Source organism: Acinetobacter sp. KS-LM10 (genome assembly GCF_036896575.1).
Taxonomy (GTDB): domain Bacteria; phylum Pseudomonadota; class Gammaproteobacteria; order Pseudomonadales; family Moraxellaceae; genus Acinetobacter; species Acinetobacter avistercoris.
The window spans coordinates 1348192-1370696 of sequence record NZ_CP145906.1 but is presented as its reverse complement, the minus strand read 5'-3'; the positions used below and the strand labels follow the sequence as shown (position 1 = coordinate 1370696).

The following is a 22505-nucleotide window of genomic DNA, read 5'->3' as shown; positions in this document are numbered from 1 at the left end:
CATTCGTGGGTCTTTTTTTTCCCATCTTATTTTAGTTGTTTTGAGATTTAAGTTTTATGCAAATTTACTTGGCGCGAAATAATCAACAAGCTGGTCCTTATACCTTAGAGCAAATCAATCAAATGCTCGCAAGCCAACAAGTTCTTTTGACTGATTTAGCTTGGCATCAAGGTATGACTGAATGGAAAGTTTTAGGCGAACTCACACAAGGGCAACTTGAATATCAACCTCAAGGCTATACGAGTCCTGCACCTTTTAATCCAATCCCAGACTCGAATACCCAGCCTCAGGATTCACTCCATCAAGTAAAGATTGAAAAAAAAATACCTGAAGTAGAATTGGCGCCCTTTTACTCTAGATTCATCGCTAAATTTATAGATATATTTTTGTGGTTACCTGCTACCTATATTTTAACGGCTTTTTTTACCCCAGAAGAAGATCAGAAATTCCTCGCTTTGAACACGAAGCTTTTAGAAATGTTCATGAGCAAAAGTACCGATGTTGAGTTAATGCAAAGCACTCAGACTGCTATATTTAGCATGATCCCGAGTACCGCAATTACAAGTGCTGCTATTTACATCTTGATTATGTTATGCATTCAAGGCTTCTTATTGCACAAACATGGACAAAGTATTGGTAAAAAATTATTGGGTATTCAAGTAGTAGATTATAACTCTGGGACAACACCCGGTGTAGTCAGAGCATTTATTCTAAGATCCTTGGTGTTCATTTTACCAACATTATACTTAATGCCTCTTTTCAGCATCATTGATTACTTATTTTCCATTGGCAAAAAGAAGCAAACTTTACATGATAAGTTGGCTAAAACCAAAGTCATCAAACGAGCTAAATAAGCCAAAGGGATGCAAAAGCATCCCTTTTTTTATATCTTTGATTTTATTAGATAAATAGTATACAAAAAATAAATCCCGACTAAAAAAATTGGTTTTAGATCTTCATTTTAAAGGCGCAATATCTATAGCTTAGTTGGGTTAGATAGGGCATAATGGCCTACAACGTAGCGGTGTCAGCACGATCAAAAACTCCCATAAACCAGTTTTTGATTTTTAATCGTGTGGCACTATTATCGCTATCCCATATTTTTTTTAGGGAATGGGACTCTTCACCGAGGTTGTAAAATGAGACAAACAATTTTAGCTGTATTGTCTTTATCAACGCTTGCTGCACTCTTAACTGGGTGTGGTGGTGATATGGTACTTCTAAACTCAAAAGGTCCAGTCGCTCAAGGTCAATCAGATCTTATGATGACTGCGATCTATTTAATGCTTTTGGTGGTGATTCCATCAGCAATTATGGCATTGTGGTTTGGTTGGAAATATCGCGCGTCAAATAAAGATGCAGACTATAGACCAACATGGGCACACTCTACAGTTATCGAAATCGTAGTGTGGGGTATCCCGTGTATTATTATTGGTATTCTAGCGTACTTAACATGGTGGGGGGCTCACAAGTATGACCCTTATCGTCCGCTTGAATCAGACAAAGCACATTTAACTATTCAGGTTATTTCTGAGCAGTTCAAATGGATTTTTGTTTACCCAGAACAAGAAATTGCAACAGTTAACGAAGTGCGTTTCCCAGAAAAAACGCCAATTAACTTCAATATCACTTCTAACTTCACAATGAACTCATTCTTCATTCCGCAGTTAGCAGGTCAGATTTATGCAATGGCGGGTATGCAAACTCAGCTCCACATGTCTGCTGACGCTCAAGGCGTCTACCGTGGTTTCTCGTCAAATTATTCTGGTTATGGTTTTACACAAATGCGCTTCCTTGCTCATTCTGTGTCTGAAGCTAGTTTTGCTGAATGGATCTCTGCGATTAAAGCGGGTAACGGTACTTCAGTAAATCCTGAAGCTGTTCAAAAAACAGTTTTAGATCAGACTGAATTTGCAACCTTACGTGATGGTAACCGTGGCAAGCATCAAATCGAAGTGATTGTAGCAAACGCTAAGACAGATGCTGAAAAAGAACACGCAGCAGCTGTTGAAGCATTGGGTAGCTACCCAACGAAGCCACACCCTGTGACTTACTATTCTTCAGTTGAACCAAAGTTATTCGAATCTGTAATCAATAAATACATGAGTAACTACCATGGTGCTGATCACTCAGCGACTGCTAACACTCATGAGGCGACTGCTTCTGACGAACATACCGCTGTTGAACAAGCTTCATCAGCTGTAGGGGAATAAGATATGAGCTTCTTAGGTAAATTAGGTCCTGATGCAATACCATACGATCCAATCGTATTGGCTACAGTTGCAATGATGATCCTGGGTGGTATCGCACTTATTGCTGGTATTACCTACTTCAAAAAATGGAACTATTTGTGGTCTGAATGGTTTACATCTGTAGATCATAAAAAAATCGGTATTATGTACCTGATTGTTTCTGTCGTCATGTTACTTCGTGGCTTTGCAGATGCAATCATGATGCGTCTTCAACTGTTCCTTGCTAAAGGTGGCGGTGAAGGTTATTTACACCCAGAACATTACGATCAGATTTTCACCGCGCATGGCGTGATCATGATTTTCTTCGTTGCAATGGGTCTAGTTGTAGGCTTAATGAACATTTCTGTACCATTACAAATTGGTGCACGTGACGTTGCCTTCCCATTACTAAACTCGCTAAGCTTCTGGTTATTCGCTGGTGCTGCTGGTCTAATGATGGTTTCACTTGTATTAGGTGAGTTTGCTGCTACAGGTTGGATGGCTTACCCTCCACTGTCTGGCATTGAATACTCTCCAGGTGTAGGTGTTGACTACTATATTTGGGCACTTCAGATTTCAGGTCTAGGTACACTTCTTACTGGTGTTAACTTCTTTGTTACCATCATTAAAATGCGTGCTCCAGGTATGGGTCTTATGGACATGCCGATCTTTACGTGGACATCTTTATGTACCGCAGTATTGATCATTGCCGCATTCCCAGTATTGACTGCTACGCTAGCAATGTTGACACTTGACCGTTACTTCGGTTTCCACTTCTTTACAAATGACATGGGCGGTAGTCCAATGTTGTATGTAAACTTGATTTGGACTTGGGGTCACCCAGAAGTATATATCTTGATTTTACCAGCATTTGGTATTTTCTCTGAAGTTACATCTGTATTCTCACGTAAAACATTGTTTGGTTACAAATCAATGGTTTATGCAACGATTGCAATTACAGTTCTTGCTTTCGTCGTATGGTTACACCATTTCTTCACAATGGGTGCTGGTGCCAACGTTAACGCGTTCTTCGGTATCATGACCATGATTATTGCGATCCCAACGGGTGTTAAAATCTTCTCATGGTTATTTACCATGTATAAAGGTCGCATTACATTCACATCACCAATGTACTGGACACTTGGCTTCCTTGTTACTTTCGGTATCGGTGGTTTGACAGGTGTATTAATGGCTGTTCCACCAGCTGACTTCTTAGTACACAACTCACTATTCCTAATTGCTCACTTCCATAACGTTATTATTGGTGGTGTTGTATTTGCAATGTTTGCAGGTATCACTTTCTACTGGCCAAAAATGTTTGGTTGGCAGTTAAGCGAATTCTGGGGCAAAGCATGTTTCTGGTTCTGGTTCTTCGGTTTCTATTTCGCATTTATGCCGCTTTATGTACTTGGTTTCATGGGCATGACGCGTCGTTTAAACTCGTATGACAACCCAGACTGGGATCCGTACATTGCTATCGCACTTTTCGGTGCTGTACTTATCGCAATTGGTATTGCATGTTTCATCTTGCAAATCATCGTGGGTTACTTACAACGCGAAAAAACTTTAGACGTGACTGGCGATCCATGGGATGCACGTACACTTGAATGGTCTACATCATCTCCTTCTCCATTCTATAACTTTGCTATTGTTCCTCAAGGTAACGGTATTGACCGCTTCTGGACTGACAAAGAGAATGGCGTAGCGTACGCTCGTCCGACTAAATACGAAGATGTGCATATGCCAACTAACCGTGCTGCTGGTGTCATTATTGCTTTACTCCTTACAGCAATGGGTTTTGCTTTAATCTGGCATATCTGGTGGTTAGTGGTTGTAACTTTCGTTGCGTCTATCATCAGCTTCATCGTAAGTTCGTTCACTAAAAAAGTGGACTACTACGTGCCTGCTGCTGAAGTTGAACGTATTGAAAACGAACGTTATGCGTTACTTGAACAACACTTGAAGAAGGACTAAGGATATGGCTGAAGTACTTCATCACGAAAACCATGAGCATGATGAACATCATCACGATGATACAGACATCACTGTTTTTGGTTTTTGGACATACTTGATGAGTGACTTGATTTTATTCGGTACACTCTTCATTGCGTTCGCTGTATTAAGCAGTCATATTCCACCAGGCACACCGAGTGCGAAAGAACTTTTTGGTGATACATTAGGTTTCGTTTTAACTGAAACTTTTGCACTCCTTATTTCTTCGGTGACCTTTGGTTTTGCTGTACTTGCTTCTTACAAAAAGAATGTTAACCAAGTTCTTGTGTGGTTAATTATCACATTTATCTTTGGTGCAACATTCATCGGTATGGAACTATATGAGTTCAATCATTTAGTTCATGCTGGTCACGGTCCAAGCGTTAGCGCGTTCTTATCTGCATTCTTTACTTTGGTAGGAACGCACGGTATTCACGTGACATCTGGTTTGGTTTGGATGATCGTGTTAATGGTTCAAATCAAGAAAAATGGTTTGACCACTATCAACACACGTCGTCTTGCTTGCCTAAGCTTGTTCTGGCACTTCCTTGACATCGTATGGATCTGCGTATTCAGCGTAGTGTACTTGATGGGAGTATTATAATGAGTCACGATCATAATGCTGCGGGTGCTTCTCACGGTAACGTAAAGCAATACACTATTGGTTTTATTGTTTCTGTTCTCTTGACTGTAGTACCTTTCTACATGGCAATGAACTCAGAAGACTTTAGCCGTGGTGCTATTATTACTGTGATCGCAATTACAGCGGTTGCTCAGGTTCTTGTACAATTAGTTTACTTCTTGCACATGAATTCATCTTCTGAACAACGTTGGAACGTGATTGCATTTATTTATACAATTCTAACTATTGCTGTACTTTTAGTTGGTTCTGTATGGATTATGAACTACTTACATTCCAATATGATGATCTAAACGGTTGTCATGTTGAAAAAGTATTTATTCCTGACTAAACCAGGAATTCTCTTTGGTAACTTTGTTACCACCTTGGGTGGCTATTTTTTAGCTACCCAAGGTTCTGTAGACTTCCTTCTCCTGCTTTTAACTCTGCTGGGTACAACGCTGGTTGTTGCTTCAGGATGTGTGGTTAATAACGTTATTGACCAAGACATCGACCACAAAATGCAGCGCACAAAAAATCGTGCACTGGTTAAAAAAACCATTTCTGTTCCTGTAGCTTATGTTTTTGCATTGGTACTGGGTTTAATTGGTTTTAGTATTTTATGGTTTTGGGTAAATGCGTACGCTTTTTTATTCGCTGTTATTGGTTTTGTTGTCTATGTAGGTTTTTATAGCCTTTGGACAAAACGAACTTCAATTCATCAAACTGTCGTAGGCAGTCTGTCAGGTGCAAGTCCACCTGTGATTGGCTATACCGCTGTAAGTGGTCAATTTGATGTTGCAGCCTTACTTATTTTTATCGTATATGCATTTTGGCAAATGCCGCATTCATGGGCAATTGCTATATATCGATTCGATGATTATAAAAATGCAGGTATTCCTATTCTACCTGTAGCGCGGACAATTCGACGTACCAAAATTGAATCTTTGATTTATGTGATTTTGTTTACCGTTGCCTTGAATGCCATTTATTTATTTGGTTATACCAATTGGATTTATTTAGTCATTACCAATGGCTTATGTTTATATTGGCTCTACCTTTCTGTAATGGGTTTTAAAGCAGAAAATGATCAAATCTGGGCGAAGAATTATTTCTTATTCTCGGTTATTTTGATCACGATTATTAGTTTAAGCCTCAGCTTTACTTATATCTCCCCTGCACCCTATTTACCGATTTTTTAAAAAAGATAGAGTCTGACTCTATCTTTTTTTTCTTTGAATTCTAAATGCGATTCACTGACTTAAAATAATACTTACCAAACAATTTACAATATAAACACTAGATCAATCGTGGTAAAAATCGAATCAACAACTCAATTCTTTTTTCAACTTTTTATTCATCATCCTCAAAAAACGATCTAAAAATAAAAGCCCTATACTTACTAAAACTCAGCAACCTACTAAAGAAAATAATTGACTTTCTCATTGATGAAATTCTAAGCAATATAAAAGTTCTCATTTCAGAAAAATATGTTTTATCGAATGGATGACCACTAAATCCCAAAAATGAGCAATTATAGAAAATTGAGTGCCAAGAAGAATGTGTAGACCTTTCGTGTGTGCTGTAAATATAGAAAGTTTCATTTGTAATCATAACCAATCTTTCCTATAATAAGCCCCTCGCAATTTATGCGGCACAACTTCGGTTGTGACTCCTTGCTTCATATTAATTTATTTAATATGGGGCTGTATAAACCGTAAGGAGCTGACAATGCGTCACTACGAAATCGTAACTCTGGTACACCCAGACCAAAGCGATCAAGTTGTGGGAATGGTAGAACGCTACATTTCTCACATCAAAGAAGCTGAAGGTCAAATTCACCGCTTAGAAGATTGGGGCCGTCGCCAATTGGCTTACCCAATTAACAAAATTCATAAAGCGCACTACATTTTAATGAACGTTGAATGTAGCCAAACTACGCTTAATGAATTAGAAGAATTGTTCCGTTATAACGATGCAATCCTTCGTAATGTTATTATTCGTCGTGAACACGCAATTACTGAAGAGTCTTTACTTGCTAAAAGTGCTGAAGAAAAACGTGCGCGTAAAGCTCAACGTGAAGAAGCACAACAAGTTCAAGATTCTGCTGAAGCATAAGGAGAACATTCAATGGCACGTTTTTACCGTCGTCGCAAGTTCTGCCGCTTTACAGCTGAGAAAGTTGCTTACATCGACTACAAAGATATCGATACTTTAAAACAGTACATCACTGAAAACGGCAAAATTGTTCCAAGCCGTATTACAGGTACTAAAGCTCGTTACCAACGTCAATTAGCGCTAGCTATTAAACAAGCTCGCTACTTGTCTTTGATCCCTTACACTGACAATCATAAGTGAGGTTGAGCTGTGGATATTATTTTATTACAACGCGTTAAAAACCTTGGTAAATTAGGCGATAAAGTTTCAGTTAAAGCTGGTTACGGCCGCAACTACTTAATCCCTCAAGGTCAAGCAGTTGCTGCTACTGAAGCAAACACTGCTGCATTTGAAGCTCGTCGTGCAGAACTTGAGAAAGCTGAAGCTGATGTTTTAGCTGCTGCTCAAGCACGTGCTGACCAATTAGACGAAGTTAACATCGTGATCACTGCTAAAGCTGGTGACGAAGGTAAACTATTCGGTTCTATCGGTACTCGTGATATCGCTGATGCGTTAACAAATGCTGGTCTAGAAGTTGACCGTGCAGAAGTTCGTTTACCGAACGGTGCACTTCGTCACACTGGCGAATTCAACATCGCAATCCAATTGCACCATGATGTTGTTGCTGAAGTTCTCGTTACTATCGTATCTGAGTAATTTTTGCAAAAAAAAGAGCATGCTTTGCATGCTCTTTTTTTATCTCTAAAATTTGTGTTTCCTTGAGCCAGTCACAATTTGACTCAACTCTACCGCCATTATTGATAATTCAATTACATTGTTTTAGTCTTTTAGATTAAGATAGTCAGACGCGATTGAAGTATTCTAGTTATATTAAAAATCAAGGTTTTATATGTCTAAGGCGACTGCCACTGCAAATACTAATAAATTTAATGCTGATTCAAAGAAAAATGAACCAGGTTCATTAAAAGAGTTTCGCACTCCCCCGCACAACCTTGCCATTGAGCAAGCGGTACTTGCAGCACTCATGACTGTTGCTGAATCTTATGAACAAGTCAGTGATGTATTAAAGGAAAGTGATTTCTACGCAACGCGACATAAATACATTTATAGAGCCATTGAAAAGTTAGCACAAGAAAACTCCCCTTATGATGCTGTTCTGGTCAATGATTGGCTCATCAAACAAAGTTTACTCGATGCCATTGGCGGTGAAGAATACTTGATGCAGTTAATGTCCGACTCACCTGCAAGTTTTTATAATTTAGAAATTTATGCGAATAAAATTCGTGAATTTGCAACTTTGCGAAATATGATTAAAGTCGGTAATGAAATTTTACAGAATGCTTATGACACCAAAGGTCGTGAAGTGAGTGAGATTTTAGACTTAGCTGAAACCAACATCTTTTCGATTGCCGAACAACATAATAACAATGCCAAGGCACAAGGCCCGAAATCCATCAGTACAGTTGCTGCATCACTCATTACTAAACTTGATGAACTTTCTCAAATGGAAGGTAATATCACAGGTTTGAGTACAGGATTTGTAGAATTAGACAATAAAACATCTGGTATGCAAGCGGGTGATATGATTATTGTTGCAGCGCGTCCTTCGATGGGTAAAACAACTTTGGCGATGAACTTAATCGAAAGTGTTTTATTTAATAGTAATTTACCTGCTTTGGTTTTCTCTATGGAGATGCCAGCAGACTCAATTGCGATGCGTTTAATTTCCTCTTGGGGGCGTGTACATCAAGGGCATTTACGCTCAGGTAAAATGGATGGTGATGAATGGTCAAAAGTCACTGGTACTCTTTTACAGTTACAAGAAAAACATCTCTATATTGATGACTCTTCTGCACTTCCTCCAACAGAAATGCGTGCAAGAGCCAGACGTATTGCCAAGCAACATGGTGGAAAACTAGGTTGCATTATGGTCGATTACTTACAGCTAATGAAAGTACCGGGTATGGGCGACAACCGTGTGGGTGAAATTGGTGAAATTTCAAGAAGCTTAAAAGCGTTAGCTAAAGAAATGAGTTGCCCTGTGATTGCACTATCTCAGCTTAACCGCTCACTCGAAAACCGTCCGAATAAACGTCCTGTCATGTCAGACTTACGTGAATCTGGTGCGATCGAGCAGGATGCCGATTTAATTATGTTTATTTACCGTGATGAGGTTTATAACAAAGAATCGAAAGAAGCAGGTACCGCAGAGATTATTATTGGTAAGCAACGTAATGGTCCAATTGGTACAGTTCGTCTCGCTTTTGAAGGCCAATATACCCGCTTTAGTAATCTGTCACCTGAATATTATGCTCAATACAATGATGAAGAATAATCTTCATTCATTTTTTAAGAATTCATAGACCCTCTCAGGAGTACTTAGGGTGCGCCAAGCAACAGTTTGTATTGATCATCAAGCACTACAATACAATTTAAACCGTGTGAAACAACTTGCACCAACCGCGAAAATCGTCAGCATGGTGAAAGCCAATGCTTACGGACACGGCGTAAAAGACTGCTTAGCAGCCTTAAGTCAAAGTGATGCCTTCGGTGTCGCATGTTTAGATGAAGCGCTAGAAATTCGTGAATTGGGTTATCAGCAACCCATCACACTGATTGAAGGCGTTTTTGCGCATGAAGAAATGTATATCGTTATAGATCAAAATCTTGAATGTGTCGTTCATCACAAGCAGCAAGTAGAATGGCTCCTAGCACATAAAGATGCATATACCGCCAAAAATTTAAAAGTTTGGGTGAAATTGAATAGCGGCATGAATCGTCTAGGGTTTAAAGTTGATGAAATTATCCAGATCATTCAACGTTTAAAATCAGAAGGCTTTAACTGTGTTCTTACAATGCACTTTGCCAATGCTGATGTGGAAAATCATCCGCTCAATATGCAACAAAAAGAACAAATTTTAAAAGTTAAAGCAGCTTGCGAACCCATTTTAGCCTCTTGCTGTAACTCTGCTGCAATTTTCAAATGGCCTGAGCTCAATTTTGATTTTGTCCGTCCCGGTATTATGCTGTACGGCGCTTCGCCTTTTACAGATAAATCGGCACATGACCTCGACATTCAACCTGTAATGTCATTTACAGCTGAAATTATTGCTTTAAATACAATTCAAGCAGGTGAGTCTGTCGGCTATGGATCTCTTTACGTTGCTGATAAAGAAACTGAATTGGCCATTGTTTCTGTCGGTTATGGTGATGGTTATCCGAGAGCTTTCATTCAACCCAACTTTGTTGCAATAAATGGCAAACACGTTGCTGTAGTCGGTCGTGTTGCGATGGATATGATTGCAATCGATGTCACAGGTTTAAATCTAAAGCTTAATAGTGAAGTAGAGCTTTGGGGTAAGAACCGCTTGGTTGATGATGTCGCAACCGCCAATGGTACGATTGGTTATGAACTACTCTGTCGTCTAAGCAATCGCCCTAAGCGTAAAAACTTAAGTCCTTTAGAGAACTGAGTTGAAAACTCATTTTTTTAATGTTTTTAAATTCTTAGATTCTTAAATAAAATGTCTTAAAGTTAGTACTGAAAAAGCTGAGCTCAAACAATACTATTGAGCTCAGCTTTTTGTGTTAGCAGACCTCAACCTCACCCTGCTTAGATTCCACTAAATGTTCAAGAAGTTGATCTACATGAGCTTGGGTAAAGTTTAATGGCTCAAATCGCTTATAACCAAGATCAAGTAAATATTGCTGAACACAACTGTTACGCCCCACAAATTTCATTGACCAGCCATCGAAAGAAGTTTCTTGAATATTTTTTGTATTAAATAAAATCACGTCTTGATGACGTCGGTCTTTCTTTAATTTTATGATTAATTGTTGAAGTACTTCTGCTTTACCTTCTAAGCATTGGAAAAAATATCCATCTGCATAGTAAAGCACGCCATGAATATCATTTAATATATTGAAATTACGCGCTTCAGAAAGTATCTCACGTAGATCACTCAATAATTGAGGATGTACAGATGTTGCTTTGCTGACATAACAAATTTGTTGCATCTCTCGCATCCTCAATGTTAAAAATTGTATAAAATAACAACTTAATGTAATTGAGTTTCACCCCTATAGTAAAGCCTTATTCCCAATAATCTTCGGTAGGTTCAGGCAAACCATTTAAACCCTTTCGCAAAGTATCTGACCATTCACGACTAATCTGTGTGTAATAAGGGTCTTCCTCGTAAATGCGCTTGCCTGCAGCAATTTTAAAACTGTCTCTTGTATAAATAATGGCATCGAGTGGTAGTCCCACAGAAACATTAGATCGTAATGTTGAATCAAAGGAAATCAATCCACAACGCATTGCATTCGCTAAACTTGTTTCATACGATAAGGCACGATCTAGAATAGGTTTACCGTATTTACTTTCTCCAATTTGGAAAAACGGCGTATCACTTGTCGCGTTGATAAAATTGCCTTGCGGATAAACATTATAAAGCTGCATCTCTTCACCTTTAATCTGTCCACCCACCAAAATGCTGCAGAAATAATTACTTTGTTCTTGCTGATTCTCTGTAACATCTGAAATTACACGCTTTAATGTATGCCCGACCAACTCAGCGAGCTCAAACATCGTATGTACACTATATAAATTTGGTTCTTGTTTTAAATCTAATTGATTTTTTAAATGCCCTACCACGGCCTGAGTTGTAGCAAGATTTCCAGAAGTTTGAATGGTAACAAATCGCTCTCCCTCCACCCCAAATACATATAGTTTTCTAAAAACAGATATGTGATCTACCCCTGCATTAGTTCGAGTATCACTAATGAAGACCATCCCCTCTTTCAGACGCATCGCGCAACAATAGGTCATTTGCTTTCCTTATTCTATTTTTTAACAAGGCATTACTTGAACCGTCGAACTCATGGATTCAATTCCGCCCTTTTCACGAACTCCTCTTACAGGTGCAACATCCCAATAATCACGCCCAATTGCAACATAAATATGTGAACTCGGCGTATACAGCTGATTACTAATATCAAAACTATACCAGTGATTTTCCAAATAAACTTCTGCCCATGCATGACTGGCTAAATGACTACTTTCTGGAACATAGAGATAGCCTGATGCATATCTTGCTGGAATACCGAGTGTTTTACACATTGCAATAAATACATGACTATGATCCTGACAAACTCCTTGTTGATGCTCAAAAGCCTCAATTGCCGTGGTGTTCACTCTGGTGCTAAAGCTAATATAGGGCATATGCAACAGTAATGCTTCGGACAGTCGTTGTAGATTTTCATGACAAATGATTGGAACATAATGAGCTGCAAATGCTTTCATTTCTGCATTACAGGTCGTACTTGTTGTGGGTTGCAGAAACAACAAAGGACTCAAGTTTGTCGAAATCGCATACATTGACTGTGGATTTATCTCAACAATACCTTGCGCCATAATGGATAAATTTTGATATTCATAACGCTGTGTACTGGTCAGCCAAACATTCTGAAATGGGTCCAGCTGAAATTGAGTTTCCCCCGGCACACTGATTGCCCATGACAAAATCTGCTGATGCGAATTATTCTGTGGTGTCATTTTTATATATTGGATACTGTTTTTTGCTAGCTGACTATATTGATAATGCGTTTGATGATTGATCATCAGTTTCATGCACCCACCTCAAATAGATATTGCACTTGATCACTCAAATGGTAAAAGCGCTTGCTACTCGGATGCTTCAACAAATCTTGCCATGGTTCATCTAAAGCATCCCAGCCTTTAGACATCAGGATTTCAATCAAACCTGCTAAAAATGACAGTGTTTTATCTGTGTTTTGGTTCAAACGTATTTGTCGGTCTAAATTTTCAAATAATTGACCAAGACTAAAGAAAAGAAATATTTCTTCGTTTTCAGACTCTAAAATGTCATTGCACTCATCAACTACACTACAAATAAAACCTGCATTTTCATTTGCAGCCTCAATCAATTGTTTTAATTCACTGTAGGCTTGAATCGATAGAACTGGACGTAAATCTTGTATATTATTTTTAACCGTTTGAAATTGTTGATCGAATGAGGATGGTTGTTCTGGATTCAATGTTAATTCGTTCAAACTGCTTGCATTAAAAGCCGGTAAACAGAATGCATGTGCATATTGAATGGCTTTGTCATTATCTTGAAATGGAAACTCTCCGCACAAATATTGAATACGCGCTAAATAGCGTCCCACCCAATAAATATTTTGTGCACTACTACTTAATATAATCATATCAGCCTCTGGGTTGTAATTAAGATTAAGAATGTCGCGAATCGACTACCCATGTATCTTTAACACCACCACCTTGTGAAGAATTGACGACCAAAGAACCCTCTTGCATTGCCACTCGTGTTAATCCTCCAGGTACAATTTCTGTTCGATATGGAGAGCTTAAGACGAAGGGTCTTAAATCAATATGTCGCTCCGAAATACACGTTTGTGTAATGGTTGGCGCGACGGAAAGGGATAATGTCGGTTGTGCTATATAATGGTGCGGATTTAACAAAAGCTTGACCTTAAATGCATCAATTTCTTGAGCTGTAGCTTGTGGGCCAATCAGCATTCCGTAACCACCAGATCCTTGTGCCTCTTTAACGACCAGTTTATCTAGATTCTGTACAACAAAATCTAATGAATCATAGTCACGGCATTGATATGTAGGAACATTATTCAGAATAGGTCTTTCATTCAGATAAAATTCAATCATTTTATCCACATAAGGATAAATAGATTTATCATCCGCAACACCAGCACCTGGAGCATTTGCAATCACAACATTATGTTTTAAATAAGCTGACATTAATCCTGGAACACCTAAAGCACTGTCAGGTTTAAAACACAATGGATCAATAAAAATGTCATCTAAACGTTTATAAATTACATCGACTTTCTGTTTACCCCATACAGTTTTAACATAAACCATGCAGTTTTCAACAAAAAGGTCCTGTCCTGTTACCAAAGGTACATCCATTTCTCTTGCTAAAAAACAATGTTCATAAAATGCACTGTTATATCGTCCAGGAGTTAAGACCACGATAAATGGACGATCCACATGTGCGTTTTCTGCCAATATTTCTTTTAACAGCTGAGGATAATGCTCTATACCTTGTAATTGTATGCCTTCACATAAGTCTGGCATCAATTTTTCACTGATCCTTCGACTTTCAAGCATATAAGATACGCCCGAAGGTGTTCTTAAATTATCCTCTAAGACAAAAAATTCACCTTGCTGGTCTCTTACAATGTCAATGCCACTGATTTGACTATAGATTTGACCTTTGAGCTGATGCCCATACATCATGGGTAAATATGCCTCATGCGTCAGTACGGGAATTTCAGGAACAATTCCTTCTTTCAAAATCAATTGATCATGATAAATATCATCCAAGAACAAATTTAGTGCTCTTACGCGTTGCGAGCATCCGAGTTCAATCTTGTTCCATTGTTGTTTGGCAATTACACGCGGTATGAGATCAAAAGGAATGATGCGATCTGTAGCATCTGCTTCACCATAGACTGCAAATGTTATTCCCTGACTCAGGAAATGTTCCTTAGCCTGCTGATTCAAGCCTTTTAATTCTTCTAAGCTACGATTACACAGCCATGTCTCAATTTTTGAGCTGGTTTCACTTAAAATCGTTAGATCATCTAACATTTCATTAAAAAATTCGGATTTCATTTGGTCAAATAGATATGCCATATTATTCTGTTGGATATGTTGAACCTCTAAATCTAATGTTTTCTTAAAATGATCAGTAACAGCATCAACTGTTAAAGCGTTTAAAGTGGAAGCTATATCGTTATCTTCTTTAAGCATACTCACCTCGTCATTGTTTTAATTTCTGTTCTGATTTCTGATTTTAAATATTTCTAATCTTAAACATGCAATAGCAATGCCAATGGACAAAACGACTATCTAAAAAGCATTATTCAATTACTTTAAACTTTTCAATTTTTTTCACTATTTTGATCGAATAAACAAAAACAGCGTAGATGAATGTCAATAATAGAAAAGAATCTTTAACTGTGACTTGCTAAAACTCGCTAGTTTTTCTATTGTGTCCATGAAACCTCCTTAGCCATTGTTATTTTGAAATTATGTCATCACAAGAAAAAGAAACCTCAAATAGCCTCTATCGACAATGGCAAATCCTTTCTCGACTTTCTACGGGAAAATGGATGGGTACTCGTGAGCTTCAGGAAACGCTAGAACGCGAAGGTATTGATATCAGCCTACGTACGATTCAGCGTGACTTAAATCAGATTTCTCAACGCTTTCCTATCGAAAGTAATAAAACCGTTCCTCAGGGCTGGCGCTGGCGTTCTGATGCTCCGATTCAAAGTTTGCCGCACATGACCAGTTCACAGGCCGTTACATTTATGATGGTTGAAGAACATTTAAAACATTTGTTACCACCAAGCCTCATTGAAGAAATGAATCCTTGGTTCGATTTAGCACGGCGTAGTCTTTCGACTCAAAATAACGTTCGCCAATGGATCAATAGAGTTCGAATCGTTCCGGCTAATCAACCCCTTATCCCTCCAGTAGTTGAAAAAGCAGCACAACAAGCGATTTATGAAGGCTTACTCCAAGATAAACAACTTGAATGTATTTATCGTGTCAGAGGACCGCAGGGTGAAGATAAAGCATACACGCTTAATCCTTTAGCATTGGTGCAAAAAGGTTCGATTATTTATCTTATTTGTACACGTCACGATAAAACTGAAGTACAAACCTTTGCTTTACACCGTTTTAAATCTGCAACCGTATTAGACACTCGAGCATTACATCCGGTAAATTTTGATATTGATGCTTATATTGATTCAGGTGCTCTAGGTTTCAGAGTTGATTTTAATAAACCGACTGAACATGTTGATCTAGAACTGATCATGAGTGAAGCTGACGCACTTTATTTTATGGAGAGCCAACTTAGTAAAGAGCAAACCATCGTCAAAGTTTCAGAAGACTTATATAAAGTCAGTGCCAGTGTTCCATTTACCTCACAATTGGTGTGGTGGTTGAGAAGCTTCGGTAAAAAAATTATTCGCATTGAACCGCTGAATGTATTTAATGCAGTTCACGAAATTGAATAAAAAAAAGAGCCTGATGAAAGCTCTTTAGAAATTTTTATTCAATTTATGATTTAAATATCATCTTCTTATCTTTTAATAACTTATATGACGTCTTCGCCCCATTTAGTCGTATAAACTAAAAACATATGACGCGAATGTTGTTACACGCATATTGATATTGATTTAAATCATGCAGCATGCAAGGTCACCCGTGTTATAGCGAATTGTTTTCTTAGTCATGGTGTTATCCTCTTCGGTTGGTATATTTTTAATTTAGCAATTTATTTTAAAATGGGAAAATATTTAGATCTGCTTATGTTTTCTATTTATTTTCTTAATCATTTTTTTGCTTTATTTAGCTCAATAATCATCAAAAGAAAAAAAGCCCACTCAAGTGGGCTTTTTTGTACTCATTACTAAACGTATTAAGCTGATTTTTTTGCCAATGCAATATTCTTACGAATCGTAATCATAATCAGCTGAACCGCAGCAGGTGTCACACCCGGAATACGGCTAGCTTGAGCCAATGTTTCAGGGCGAACATCTTTTAATTTCAATGTAATTTCACGCGATAAGCCTGAAACAATATCGTAATCAAATGCCGTTGGAATTTTAGTGTCTTCGAGACGCTTCATTTGCGCAACGTCTTCATGCTGACGGTTAATATAGCCTGCATATTTCACCGCAATTTCAATTTGCTCACCCACAAATGGTGTGACTTGTGAATCAGTCAATTCTGCAATTTGAGCAAAAGTGACATTTGGACGTTTAAGTAAATCAATTGCACTCGACTCTTTGCTTAAATCCCCACCTGTCATTTCAACGAACTTTTTGCCCATTGGGTTATTCGGTGCAGCCCAAAGATGCTGTAAACGCGCTGTTTCCGTTTCAACGGCTTCCATTTTTTCGCAGTAATTCGCCCAACGTGCATCATCAACCAAGCCCATTTCACGACCAATTGCTGTTAAACGCTGATCTGCATTGTCTTCACGCAGCATTAAACGGTATTCAGCACGTGAGGTAAACATACGGTAGGGTTCTTTGGTTCCAAGTGTGATGAGATCATCCACCAATACACCCATATAGGCTTCATCACGTTTAGGAGTCCACTCTTCTTGTTCCCAAGCACGGCGTGCAGCATTTAGGCCAGCAAGCAAACCTTGCGCACCTGCTTCTTCATAACCTGTAGTTCCGTTAATTTGACCTGCGAAATACAAATTCGCAATCGCTTTGGTTTCTAAGGTAAATTTAAGAGCTTGTGGATTGAAATAATCATATTCGATTGCATAACCTGGGCGAATAATGTGGGCATTTTCCATACCGCGAATCGAACGCACCAATTCAAACTGAACATCAAAAGGTAAAGATGTAGAAATACCATTTGGATAAAGCTCATGCGTGGTTAAGCCTTCAGGCTCTAAAAACACTTGATGTGAGTTTTTATCTGAGAAACGGTGAATTTTATCTTCAATTGATGGACAGTAACGTGGGCCTACACCTTCAATCACACCAGTATACATCGGTGAACGATCCAGTCCGCCACGAATAATGTCATGGGTTTTTTCATTGGTGTGCGTAATATAGCAGCTCACTTGCTCAGGATGCATAGAAGCATCCCCCATGAATGACATGGTCGGTGATGGTAAATCACCTGGCTGTGCTTGCATTACAGAGAAATCAACAGAACGTGCATCAATACGCGGTGGCGTACCTGTTTTTAAACGTCCCACTGGAAGATTAAGTTCACGTAAACGATCAGCCAAGGCAATAGACGGTGGATCACCTGCTCGACCGCCCTTAGATTGCTCTAAACCAACATGAATAATCCCGCCTAAGAATGTACCCGTGGTTAACACCACTGTTTTACAGTCAAAGCGAATACCCATTTGGGTCACAACACCTTTAACGCTATCGCCTTCAACAATTAAGTCATCAGCTGATTGCTGAAATATATCTAAGTTCGCTTGATTTTCCAGCGTTTCACGAATCGCAGCTTTATATAAAATACGATCTGCTTGTGCACGCGTTGCACGAACTGCAGCGCCTTTACGAGAATTTAGAATTCGGAATTGAATACCGCCTTTATCAGCAGCCAGTGCCATAGCACCGCCTAAAGCATCAATTTCACGGACTAAATGTGACTTACCAATACCACCGATGGCAGGGTTACAACTCATCTGCCCTAAAGTCTCAATATTATGAGTTAAGAGTAAGGTCTGACGCCCCATACGTGCCGCAGCCAAAGCTGCTTCTGTACCAGCGTGTCCGCCACCGATAACAATGACATCGTAAACTTTAGGATAATGCATAGTGGTATATTGGGAGATAAAATAATGACGTCAAATTATAGCAAATTTTGCTGTCTATTAGACAGATTCTACTTTTTTTATTGGTTTTTTTTGTGGCGCAAATAATTTACAGCAATTTTAATACTTGATGCTGAAATTTTGCATTTATACAGCACAAATAAACGATTTAAAATAAAACCTTACAGCTTATGCACGCATTTTATCTTTTTATTTATAACGCATCATATAGTATATTTATTGTTCAATTTAAGCTTTAGGTATCCGTCATGAAAACTCAAGCACTATTAACAACAATGATATGTACACTCTTTTTCACTGCTTATAGTCAGGCCAATGATAAAGTGGAAAATATGTATGACGTGAAAAAATTCCAACAAATATGTCAGGGAAAATCAGAGGGAGCTGAAGTCAGTTTCGCGTATAAAGGGATCATTTGGAATGGCACCTGCCAACCGCAGTTTTCTCCAGCGAATACAAAAGGTTTAACGGGTAATGAAGCGCAATTAAATTCGATTTGCCGTAGTGACCCTACAAGCAAATCTATTAATATTGAAGGTAAAGAATACAAAGGAAAATGTGCTTTAAGCTTCTCTCCTCCTATGCCAAAGCAATAAAAGTTTTATAAAATTGAGTTTAAGTCCTGAATGAAGCCAGAAAAATAATCATTATTTCTGGCTTTTTATTTATAATCTAAAAATCTAAAATCTCGAATCCAATCCCCATTTTCTTTTGTATACAGCCTACTTCACTGAGATTTAAGCAATCGTGATATAAATGAATCAGTTTTCGCTTTTGATAAGACATAAAATACAATATGCTCAGGTAGAGCCATATTTAATACAATAACTTGATCAAAATAAAAATCACGAATTAGGAAAATTCCATGGATACAGGAATCGTCACCATTATGCTCCCACTTGCACTCGCTATTGTTATGGCAGGTTTAGGTCTGGAGTTAACTTTAAAAGATTTTATACGGGTAAAAAAGCATCCCAAAGCAGTATTGATTGCGCTCTTTGCTCAATTGGTGATCTTGGTGGGTATTGCATTTATCATCTGTAAGGTTTTAAACCTTCCCCCTCTTTTGGCTGTGGGTCTTATGTTATTAGCAGCCTCTCCAGGTGGAGCTACAGCGAATTTATTCAGTTATCTTTATAAAGGCGATATAGCACTCAACATTACACTGACAGCCATCAATGCCGTGATTGCAGCGATTACACTGCCTTTAATTGTAAATTTCGCGATTGCACACTTCATTCAAGACTCTACTCAGATTGGCTTGCAATTTAGTAAAATTTTACAAGTCTTTGTTATTATTTTAGTGCCTGTTGCAATCGGTATGCTGATTCGACATTACGCGCCGCATATTGCGCATAAGCTTGAAAAACCTGTGCGTATTTTCGCAGTGGTATTCCTCGTGCTTATTATTGTCGGTGCTATCTTGTCTGAACGTGCCAATATTATGCAGTATATTGGACAGGTCGGTATCGCAACTGCATTATTCTGTATTTTAAGTTTAAGTATTGGCTATTTTTTACCAAGACTTTTGAATGTTCCAAGTTTTCAAGCGCGTGCCTGCGCCTTTGAAATCGGAATTCATAACAGTACTTTAGCAATGACCATTGCACTTACCATCATGCACAGTACTGAAGCAGCAATGCCCGCAGCAATCTATTCCATTTTTATGTATATTTTTGCAGCTGTGTTTGGCATGTTATTAAACCGTTATGCACCTATAAGTGTCCCGAAAAATATAGACCACGCTGTTTAAAAATAAATTCGTGCACTTTAAACAGTAATTTTAATAATTCAAATAAAGGTTACCTATGGGTAGCCTTTATTCACTTCAAATACTTATTTTAAATAATCACTTCAAATATTCGTTTCAAATTCTCATTTCAAATACTCACTTCACATAAGAATGTTCACGCTCAGTACGATCTGAAGTTATTCATATTCAAAATAAACAATGAGCATTCCGTCATTCTCACCGGCTCCCAAAGGGAGAAGTAATTTTCATATCTCCATTTATTGCTATGCTATGTTCATTATTTGACTTTTAGAAGTGGTCTAATTTGAAGTAATTAAAATTCATCAAGGAGGAAAATGCACCAGCATTTCACATATGAAATTACGCAATGTCGGGTTTGAATACGTTACAATACAACATCCGTACTAAAATTTTAGGTTCTTTACTGTGAAGTGGTTACAAATCCATATTACTGTCGATCAAGCTCAAGTTGATTTCACTGAAACACTATTACTCTCTTTAGGCGCTGTTAGTGTGACTTTAGATGATGCAGAGGATCAGGCATTACTTGAACCACTTCCAGGTGAAACACCTCTTTGGAATAAAGTGATTGTTACGGGTATTTACGCGCAAGAAGATGAAGAACAAATTAACGTTTCTGCTTTAGAAGCATTTATTAAAGCGCAAATGCCAGATGCTCCTTTAAAAAGCGAATTAATGGAAGATCAAGAGTGGGAACGCACTTGGATGGATGCCTATGAACCGATTCAAATTGCTGATAAATTTTGGATCGTTCCTGAATGGATGGAAGCACCAGAAGCAGATGCAGTAAACATTAAATTAGATCCAGGTTTGGCTTTCGGTACTGGTAACCATGCTTCGACCTTCTTGTGCCTTCAATGGTTAGGTAAAACTGACGTAAAAGATAAAATCGTAATCGATTATGGTTGTGGTTCGGGTATTTTAGGTGTTGCTGCATTACTTTTAGGTGCAAAAAAAGTCTATGCCACTGATATTGATCCTCAAGCTGTACTTGCAACTGAGCAAAATGCCGAATTAAATGGCGTGCTTGAGAAGTTATATGTCGGCTTACCTGAAGAATTTAATACAGTATTTGCAGAACAAAAAGCGGATGTCTTTGTTGCTAATATTCTTGCAGGACCATTGATGGCGCTTGCTTCAGAATTCTCTACTTTGGTTAAACCTGAAGCAGAATTTGCACTTGCAGGCGTAATTGAAGAGCAAGTCGAGGATGTTTCTGGTGTTTATGCTGAATTCTTTGATATATTAGAGGTTGAGAAACGCGACGAAAATTGGTGTCGTATTTCAGGTAAACGCCATAAAACGATATAATACTGGACATAACACGACATAACACTATTTGAGATAATAATTCAAAATCATGAGTGAAAAACAAACCCGCTGCCCAAATTGCTCAACAATATATAGAGTTTCTGTTACTCAGTTAACTGTTGCTCAGGGCATGGTTTGTTGTCCAAAATGCTTTGCTGAATTTAATGCGCTACTTTATCTATATCAACCTCAAGCCTTAGAGGAAAAGAAATACCCGACTGAACCTTTGTTTTTTGATGAGCCTATTTTGAAAATCAAAGCAGAAGAGCAGCATATTTTTGAAATTTTTGATCGTAAGATTGAAAATTCGAATATTAATTTACGTACTTATTTAAATAATATAAATACATATAATAATGATCCGATTACCCACTACCCTTCACTTAATCTTTCATTTAGCCAGTACACCAAAGAAAATAACAGCAAAGGGATGCTCTATTATGTCGTTTGGTCCATCATCAATTTGATCTTGGCATTTATATTGTTTGTTCAGATTTTGTGGTTCAACCCAGATATTCTCAGTCGTTCTCCAGCACTCAACACTGTTTTTATTCATACTTGTAATTTATTAAGCTGTGAAACGATTGACCAACGTTATCACTATATAAAGGTAGACAATCTTCAATTACATGAACTATCCAAGAATAGATTGATAGTGAGCGGTGCGCTGACCAATACCTATAAAAAAGGCCTTGAACTGCCTTTAATAAAATTAACCTTGATGAAAAACAATAAAGCCGTCTACTCAATGATTAAAAAATCAGATCAATATCTGATTCAAAGTTTAAGTGGAATCACTCGAATTCCTCAAAATAGCCCATACAAATTCGAAATTGAGTTAAATATTGCTCGAAATTCTTTTGATAGCTACAAAATAGAAGTTATACGTCCTTAAGATTTAAAAAAATTAAAAAAAAATTAAAAAAAATGTAGTTTTCTTGCTCACTTTTCTCAAGACAATGGTATGATATGCGCCACGAAAGCTTTGCCATATCAACTTCTCGCAATTTTTCATTAAATTATATATATCCGCTGTGCTAAATAGGTTTATTGAGCGCATCAGG

22 protein-coding genes are annotated in these 22505 nt (G+C 38.0%); 16 read left to right on the top strand and 6 right to left on the bottom strand.

All coding sequences use genetic code 11. From position 1 onward, the window contains the following. Window positions 1–56 precede the first annotated feature (56 nt). From V5M36_RS06280 to alr, 11 genes are all read left to right on the top strand, one after another. Window positions 57–854 (top strand): RDD family protein, encoded by a 798-nt coding sequence (locus V5M36_RS06280; protein WP_338563165.1) that lies wholly within the window; start codon window positions 57–59, stop codon window positions 852–854. A gap of 285 nt (window positions 855–1139) precedes the next feature. Next, window positions 1140–2213 (top strand): ubiquinol oxidase subunit II, encoded by a 1074-nt coding sequence (gene cyoA / locus V5M36_RS06275; RefSeq protein ID WP_338563163.1) that lies wholly within the window; start codon window positions 1140–1142, stop codon window positions 2211–2213. Window positions 2214–2216: 3 nt separating this feature from the next. After that, a complete protein-coding gene (cyoB, locus tag V5M36_RS06270; RefSeq protein ID WP_338563160.1) occupies window positions 2217–4205 on the top strand; it encodes a cytochrome o ubiquinol oxidase subunit I in 1989 nt (662 codons plus the stop codon). A gap of 4 nt (window positions 4206–4209) precedes the next feature. Next, entirely contained in the window at window positions 4210–4827 is a 618-nt protein-coding gene (cyoC, locus tag V5M36_RS06265) for a cytochrome o ubiquinol oxidase subunit III (protein ID WP_338563158.1), read from the top strand. Beyond that, window positions 4824–5156 carry a cytochrome o ubiquinol oxidase subunit IV gene (gene cyoD, locus V5M36_RS06260; protein ID WP_338564076.1) on the top strand — a complete coding sequence of 111 codons (333 nt, stop codon included), beginning with the start codon at window positions 4824–4826 and terminating at the stop codon, window positions 5154–5156. The genes cyoC and cyoD overlap by 4 nt, the downstream gene beginning before the upstream one ends. Before the next feature lie 9 nt (window positions 5157–5165). Continuing rightward, window positions 5166–6044 (top strand): heme o synthase, encoded by an 879-nt coding sequence (cyoE, locus tag V5M36_RS06255; RefSeq protein ID WP_338563156.1) that lies wholly within the window; start codon window positions 5166–5168, stop codon window positions 6042–6044. A 529-nt stretch (window positions 6045–6573) separates the two neighbouring features. Further along, window positions 6574–6960, top strand: a complete 387-nt coding sequence (gene rpsF, locus V5M36_RS06250) for a 30S ribosomal protein S6 (protein ID WP_338563153.1) — start codon at window positions 6574–6576, stop codon at window positions 6958–6960. Between the two features lie 12 nt (window positions 6961–6972). Beyond that, window positions 6973–7200, top strand: coding sequence for a 30S ribosomal protein S18 (rpsR, locus tag V5M36_RS06245; protein WP_004648825.1), 228 nt, complete (start codon window positions 6973–6975; stop codon window positions 7198–7200). 9 nt (window positions 7201–7209) lie between these two features. Then, window positions 7210–7656 (top strand): 50S ribosomal protein L9, encoded by a 447-nt coding sequence (gene rplI, locus V5M36_RS06240; RefSeq protein ID WP_338563145.1) that lies wholly within the window; start codon window positions 7210–7212, stop codon window positions 7654–7656. Window positions 7657–7849: 193 nt separating this feature from the next. Continuing rightward, window positions 7850–9295, top strand: coding sequence for a replicative DNA helicase (gene dnaB / locus V5M36_RS06235; protein ID WP_338563143.1), 1446 nt, complete (start codon window positions 7850–7852; stop codon window positions 9293–9295). 49 nt (window positions 9296–9344) lie between these two features. Beyond that, window positions 9345–10433, top strand: a complete 1089-nt coding sequence (alr, locus tag V5M36_RS06230) for an alanine racemase (protein ID WP_338563141.1) — start codon at window positions 9345–9347, stop codon at window positions 10431–10433. Window positions 10434–10548: 115 nt separating this feature from the next. Here alr and V5M36_RS06225 read toward each other — a convergent pair whose 3' ends face one another. The 5 genes from V5M36_RS06225 to V5M36_RS06205 all read right to left on the bottom strand — a co-directional run bounded on the left by V5M36_RS06225 (window position 10549) and on the right by V5M36_RS06205 (window position 14773). Continuing rightward, entirely contained in the window at window positions 10549–10977 is a 429-nt protein-coding gene (locus V5M36_RS06225; RefSeq protein ID WP_338563138.1) for a BLUF domain-containing protein, read from the bottom strand. Between the two features lie 76 nt (window positions 10978–11053). Then, window positions 11054–11788: a proteasome-type protease gene (locus tag V5M36_RS06220; protein WP_338563135.1), complete on the bottom strand. Its 735-nt coding sequence runs from the start codon at window positions 11786–11788 to the stop codon at window positions 11054–11056. A 21-nt stretch (window positions 11789–11809) separates the two neighbouring features. Beyond that, window positions 11810–12589, bottom strand: a complete 780-nt coding sequence (locus V5M36_RS06215) for a transglutaminase family protein (RefSeq protein ID WP_338563133.1) — start codon at window positions 12587–12589, stop codon at window positions 11810–11812. Then, the gene (locus tag V5M36_RS06210; RefSeq protein WP_338563131.1) at window positions 12586–13188 is read right to left on the bottom strand and encodes a hypothetical protein; all 603 of its coding nucleotides are present in this window, start codon (window positions 13186–13188) and stop codon (window positions 12586–12588) included. The genes V5M36_RS06215 and V5M36_RS06210 overlap by 4 nt, the downstream gene beginning before the upstream one ends. Window positions 13189–13213: 25 nt before the next feature. Continuing rightward, entirely contained in the window at window positions 13214–14773 is a 1560-nt protein-coding gene (locus V5M36_RS06205; protein ID WP_338563129.1) for a circularly permuted type 2 ATP-grasp protein, read from the bottom strand. A gap of 281 nt (window positions 14774–15054) precedes the next feature. Here V5M36_RS06205 and V5M36_RS06200 point away from each other — a divergent pair, with 281 nt between their 5' ends. Further along, window positions 15055–16050: a helix-turn-helix transcriptional regulator gene (locus V5M36_RS06200; protein WP_338563127.1), complete on the top strand. Its 996-nt coding sequence runs from the start codon at window positions 15055–15057 to the stop codon at window positions 16048–16050. Between the two features lie 404 nt (window positions 16051–16454). Here the strand turns inward: V5M36_RS06200 and mnmG are convergent, their stop codons facing one another. Next, window positions 16455–18338 carry a tRNA uridine-5-carboxymethylaminomethyl(34) synthesis enzyme MnmG gene (gene mnmG / locus V5M36_RS06195; RefSeq protein WP_338563125.1) on the bottom strand — a complete coding sequence of 628 codons (1884 nt, stop codon included), beginning with the start codon at window positions 18336–18338 and terminating at the stop codon, window positions 16455–16457. Between the two features lie 266 nt (window positions 18339–18604). Between mnmG and V5M36_RS06190 the strand changes: the two genes are divergently transcribed. The 4 genes from V5M36_RS06190 (at window position 18605) to V5M36_RS06175 (ending at window position 22336) form a co-directional block, all read left to right on the top strand. Continuing rightward, window positions 18605–18952 carry a hypothetical protein gene (locus tag V5M36_RS06190; RefSeq protein WP_338563123.1) on the top strand — a complete coding sequence of 116 codons (348 nt, stop codon included), beginning with the start codon at window positions 18605–18607 and terminating at the stop codon, window positions 18950–18952. Window positions 18953–19221: 269 nt separating this feature from the next. Further along, window positions 19222–20109, top strand: a complete 888-nt coding sequence (locus V5M36_RS06185; RefSeq protein ID WP_338563121.1) for a bile acid:sodium symporter family protein — start codon at window positions 19222–19224, stop codon at window positions 20107–20109. 426 nt (window positions 20110–20535) lie between these two features. Next, window positions 20536–21441 carry a 50S ribosomal protein L11 methyltransferase gene (gene prmA / locus V5M36_RS06180; protein WP_338563118.1) on the top strand — a complete coding sequence of 302 codons (906 nt, stop codon included), beginning with the start codon at window positions 20536–20538 and terminating at the stop codon, window positions 21439–21441. Between the two features lie 49 nt (window positions 21442–21490). Next, window positions 21491–22336: a zinc-ribbon and DUF3426 domain-containing protein gene (locus V5M36_RS06175; protein ID WP_338563116.1), complete on the top strand. Its 846-nt coding sequence runs from the start codon at window positions 21491–21493 to the stop codon at window positions 22334–22336. The last annotated feature ends 169 nt before the right edge of the window (window positions 22337–22505 follow it).

What these genes read in the sequence shown, in the direction of transcription:
- V5M36_RS06280 (WP_338563165.1), top strand. Translation starts at nt 57, where the DNA reads ATGCAAATTTACTTGGCGCGAAATAATCAACAAGCTGGTCCTTATACC.
- cyoA (WP_338563163.1), top strand. Translation starts at nt 1,140, where the DNA reads ATGAGACAAACAATTTTAGCTGTATTGTCTTTATCAACGCTTGCTGCA.
- cyoB (WP_338563160.1), top strand. Translation starts at nt 2,217, where the DNA reads ATGAGCTTCTTAGGTAAATTAGGTCCTGATGCAATACCATACGATCCA.
- cyoC (WP_338563158.1), top strand. Translation starts at nt 4,210, where the DNA reads ATGGCTGAAGTACTTCATCACGAAAACCATGAGCATGATGAACATCAT.
- cyoE (WP_338563156.1), top strand. Translation starts at nt 5,166, where the DNA reads ATGTTGAAAAAGTATTTATTCCTGACTAAACCAGGAATTCTCTTTGGT.
- rpsF (WP_338563153.1), top strand. Translation starts at nt 6,574, where the DNA reads ATGCGTCACTACGAAATCGTAACTCTGGTACACCCAGACCAAAGCGAT.
- rpsR (WP_004648825.1), top strand. Translation starts at nt 6,973, where the DNA reads ATGGCACGTTTTTACCGTCGTCGCAAGTTCTGCCGCTTTACAGCTGAG.
- dnaB (WP_338563143.1), top strand. Translation starts at nt 7,850, where the DNA reads ATGTCTAAGGCGACTGCCACTGCAAATACTAATAAATTTAATGCTGAT.
- V5M36_RS06225 (WP_338563138.1), bottom strand. Translation starts at nt 10,977, where the DNA reads ATGCAACAAATTTGTTATGTCAGCAAAGCAACATCTGTACATCCTCAA.
- V5M36_RS06220 (WP_338563135.1), bottom strand. Translation starts at nt 11,788, where the DNA reads ATGACCTATTGTTGCGCGATGCGTCTGAAAGAGGGGATGGTCTTCATT.
- V5M36_RS06215 (WP_338563133.1), bottom strand. Translation starts at nt 12,589, where the DNA reads ATGAAACTGATGATCAATCATCAAACGCATTATCAATATAGTCAGCTA.
- V5M36_RS06210 (WP_338563131.1), bottom strand. Translation starts at nt 13,188, where the DNA reads ATGATTATATTAAGTAGTAGTGCACAAAATATTTATTGGGTGGGACGC.
- V5M36_RS06205 (WP_338563129.1), bottom strand. Translation starts at nt 14,773, where the DNA reads ATGCTTAAAGAAGATAACGATATAGCTTCCACTTTAAACGCTTTAACA.
- V5M36_RS06200 (WP_338563127.1), top strand. Translation starts at nt 15,055, where the DNA reads ATGTCATCACAAGAAAAAGAAACCTCAAATAGCCTCTATCGACAATGG.
- mnmG (WP_338563125.1), bottom strand. Translation starts at nt 18,338, where the DNA reads ATGCATTATCCTAAAGTTTACGATGTCATTGTTATCGGTGGCGGACAC.
- V5M36_RS06190 (WP_338563123.1), top strand. Translation starts at nt 18,605, where the DNA reads ATGAAAACTCAAGCACTATTAACAACAATGATATGTACACTCTTTTTC.
- V5M36_RS06185 (WP_338563121.1), top strand. Translation starts at nt 19,222, where the DNA reads ATGGATACAGGAATCGTCACCATTATGCTCCCACTTGCACTCGCTATT.
- V5M36_RS06175 (WP_338563116.1), top strand. Translation starts at nt 21,491, where the DNA reads ATGAGTGAAAAACAAACCCGCTGCCCAAATTGCTCAACAATATATAGA.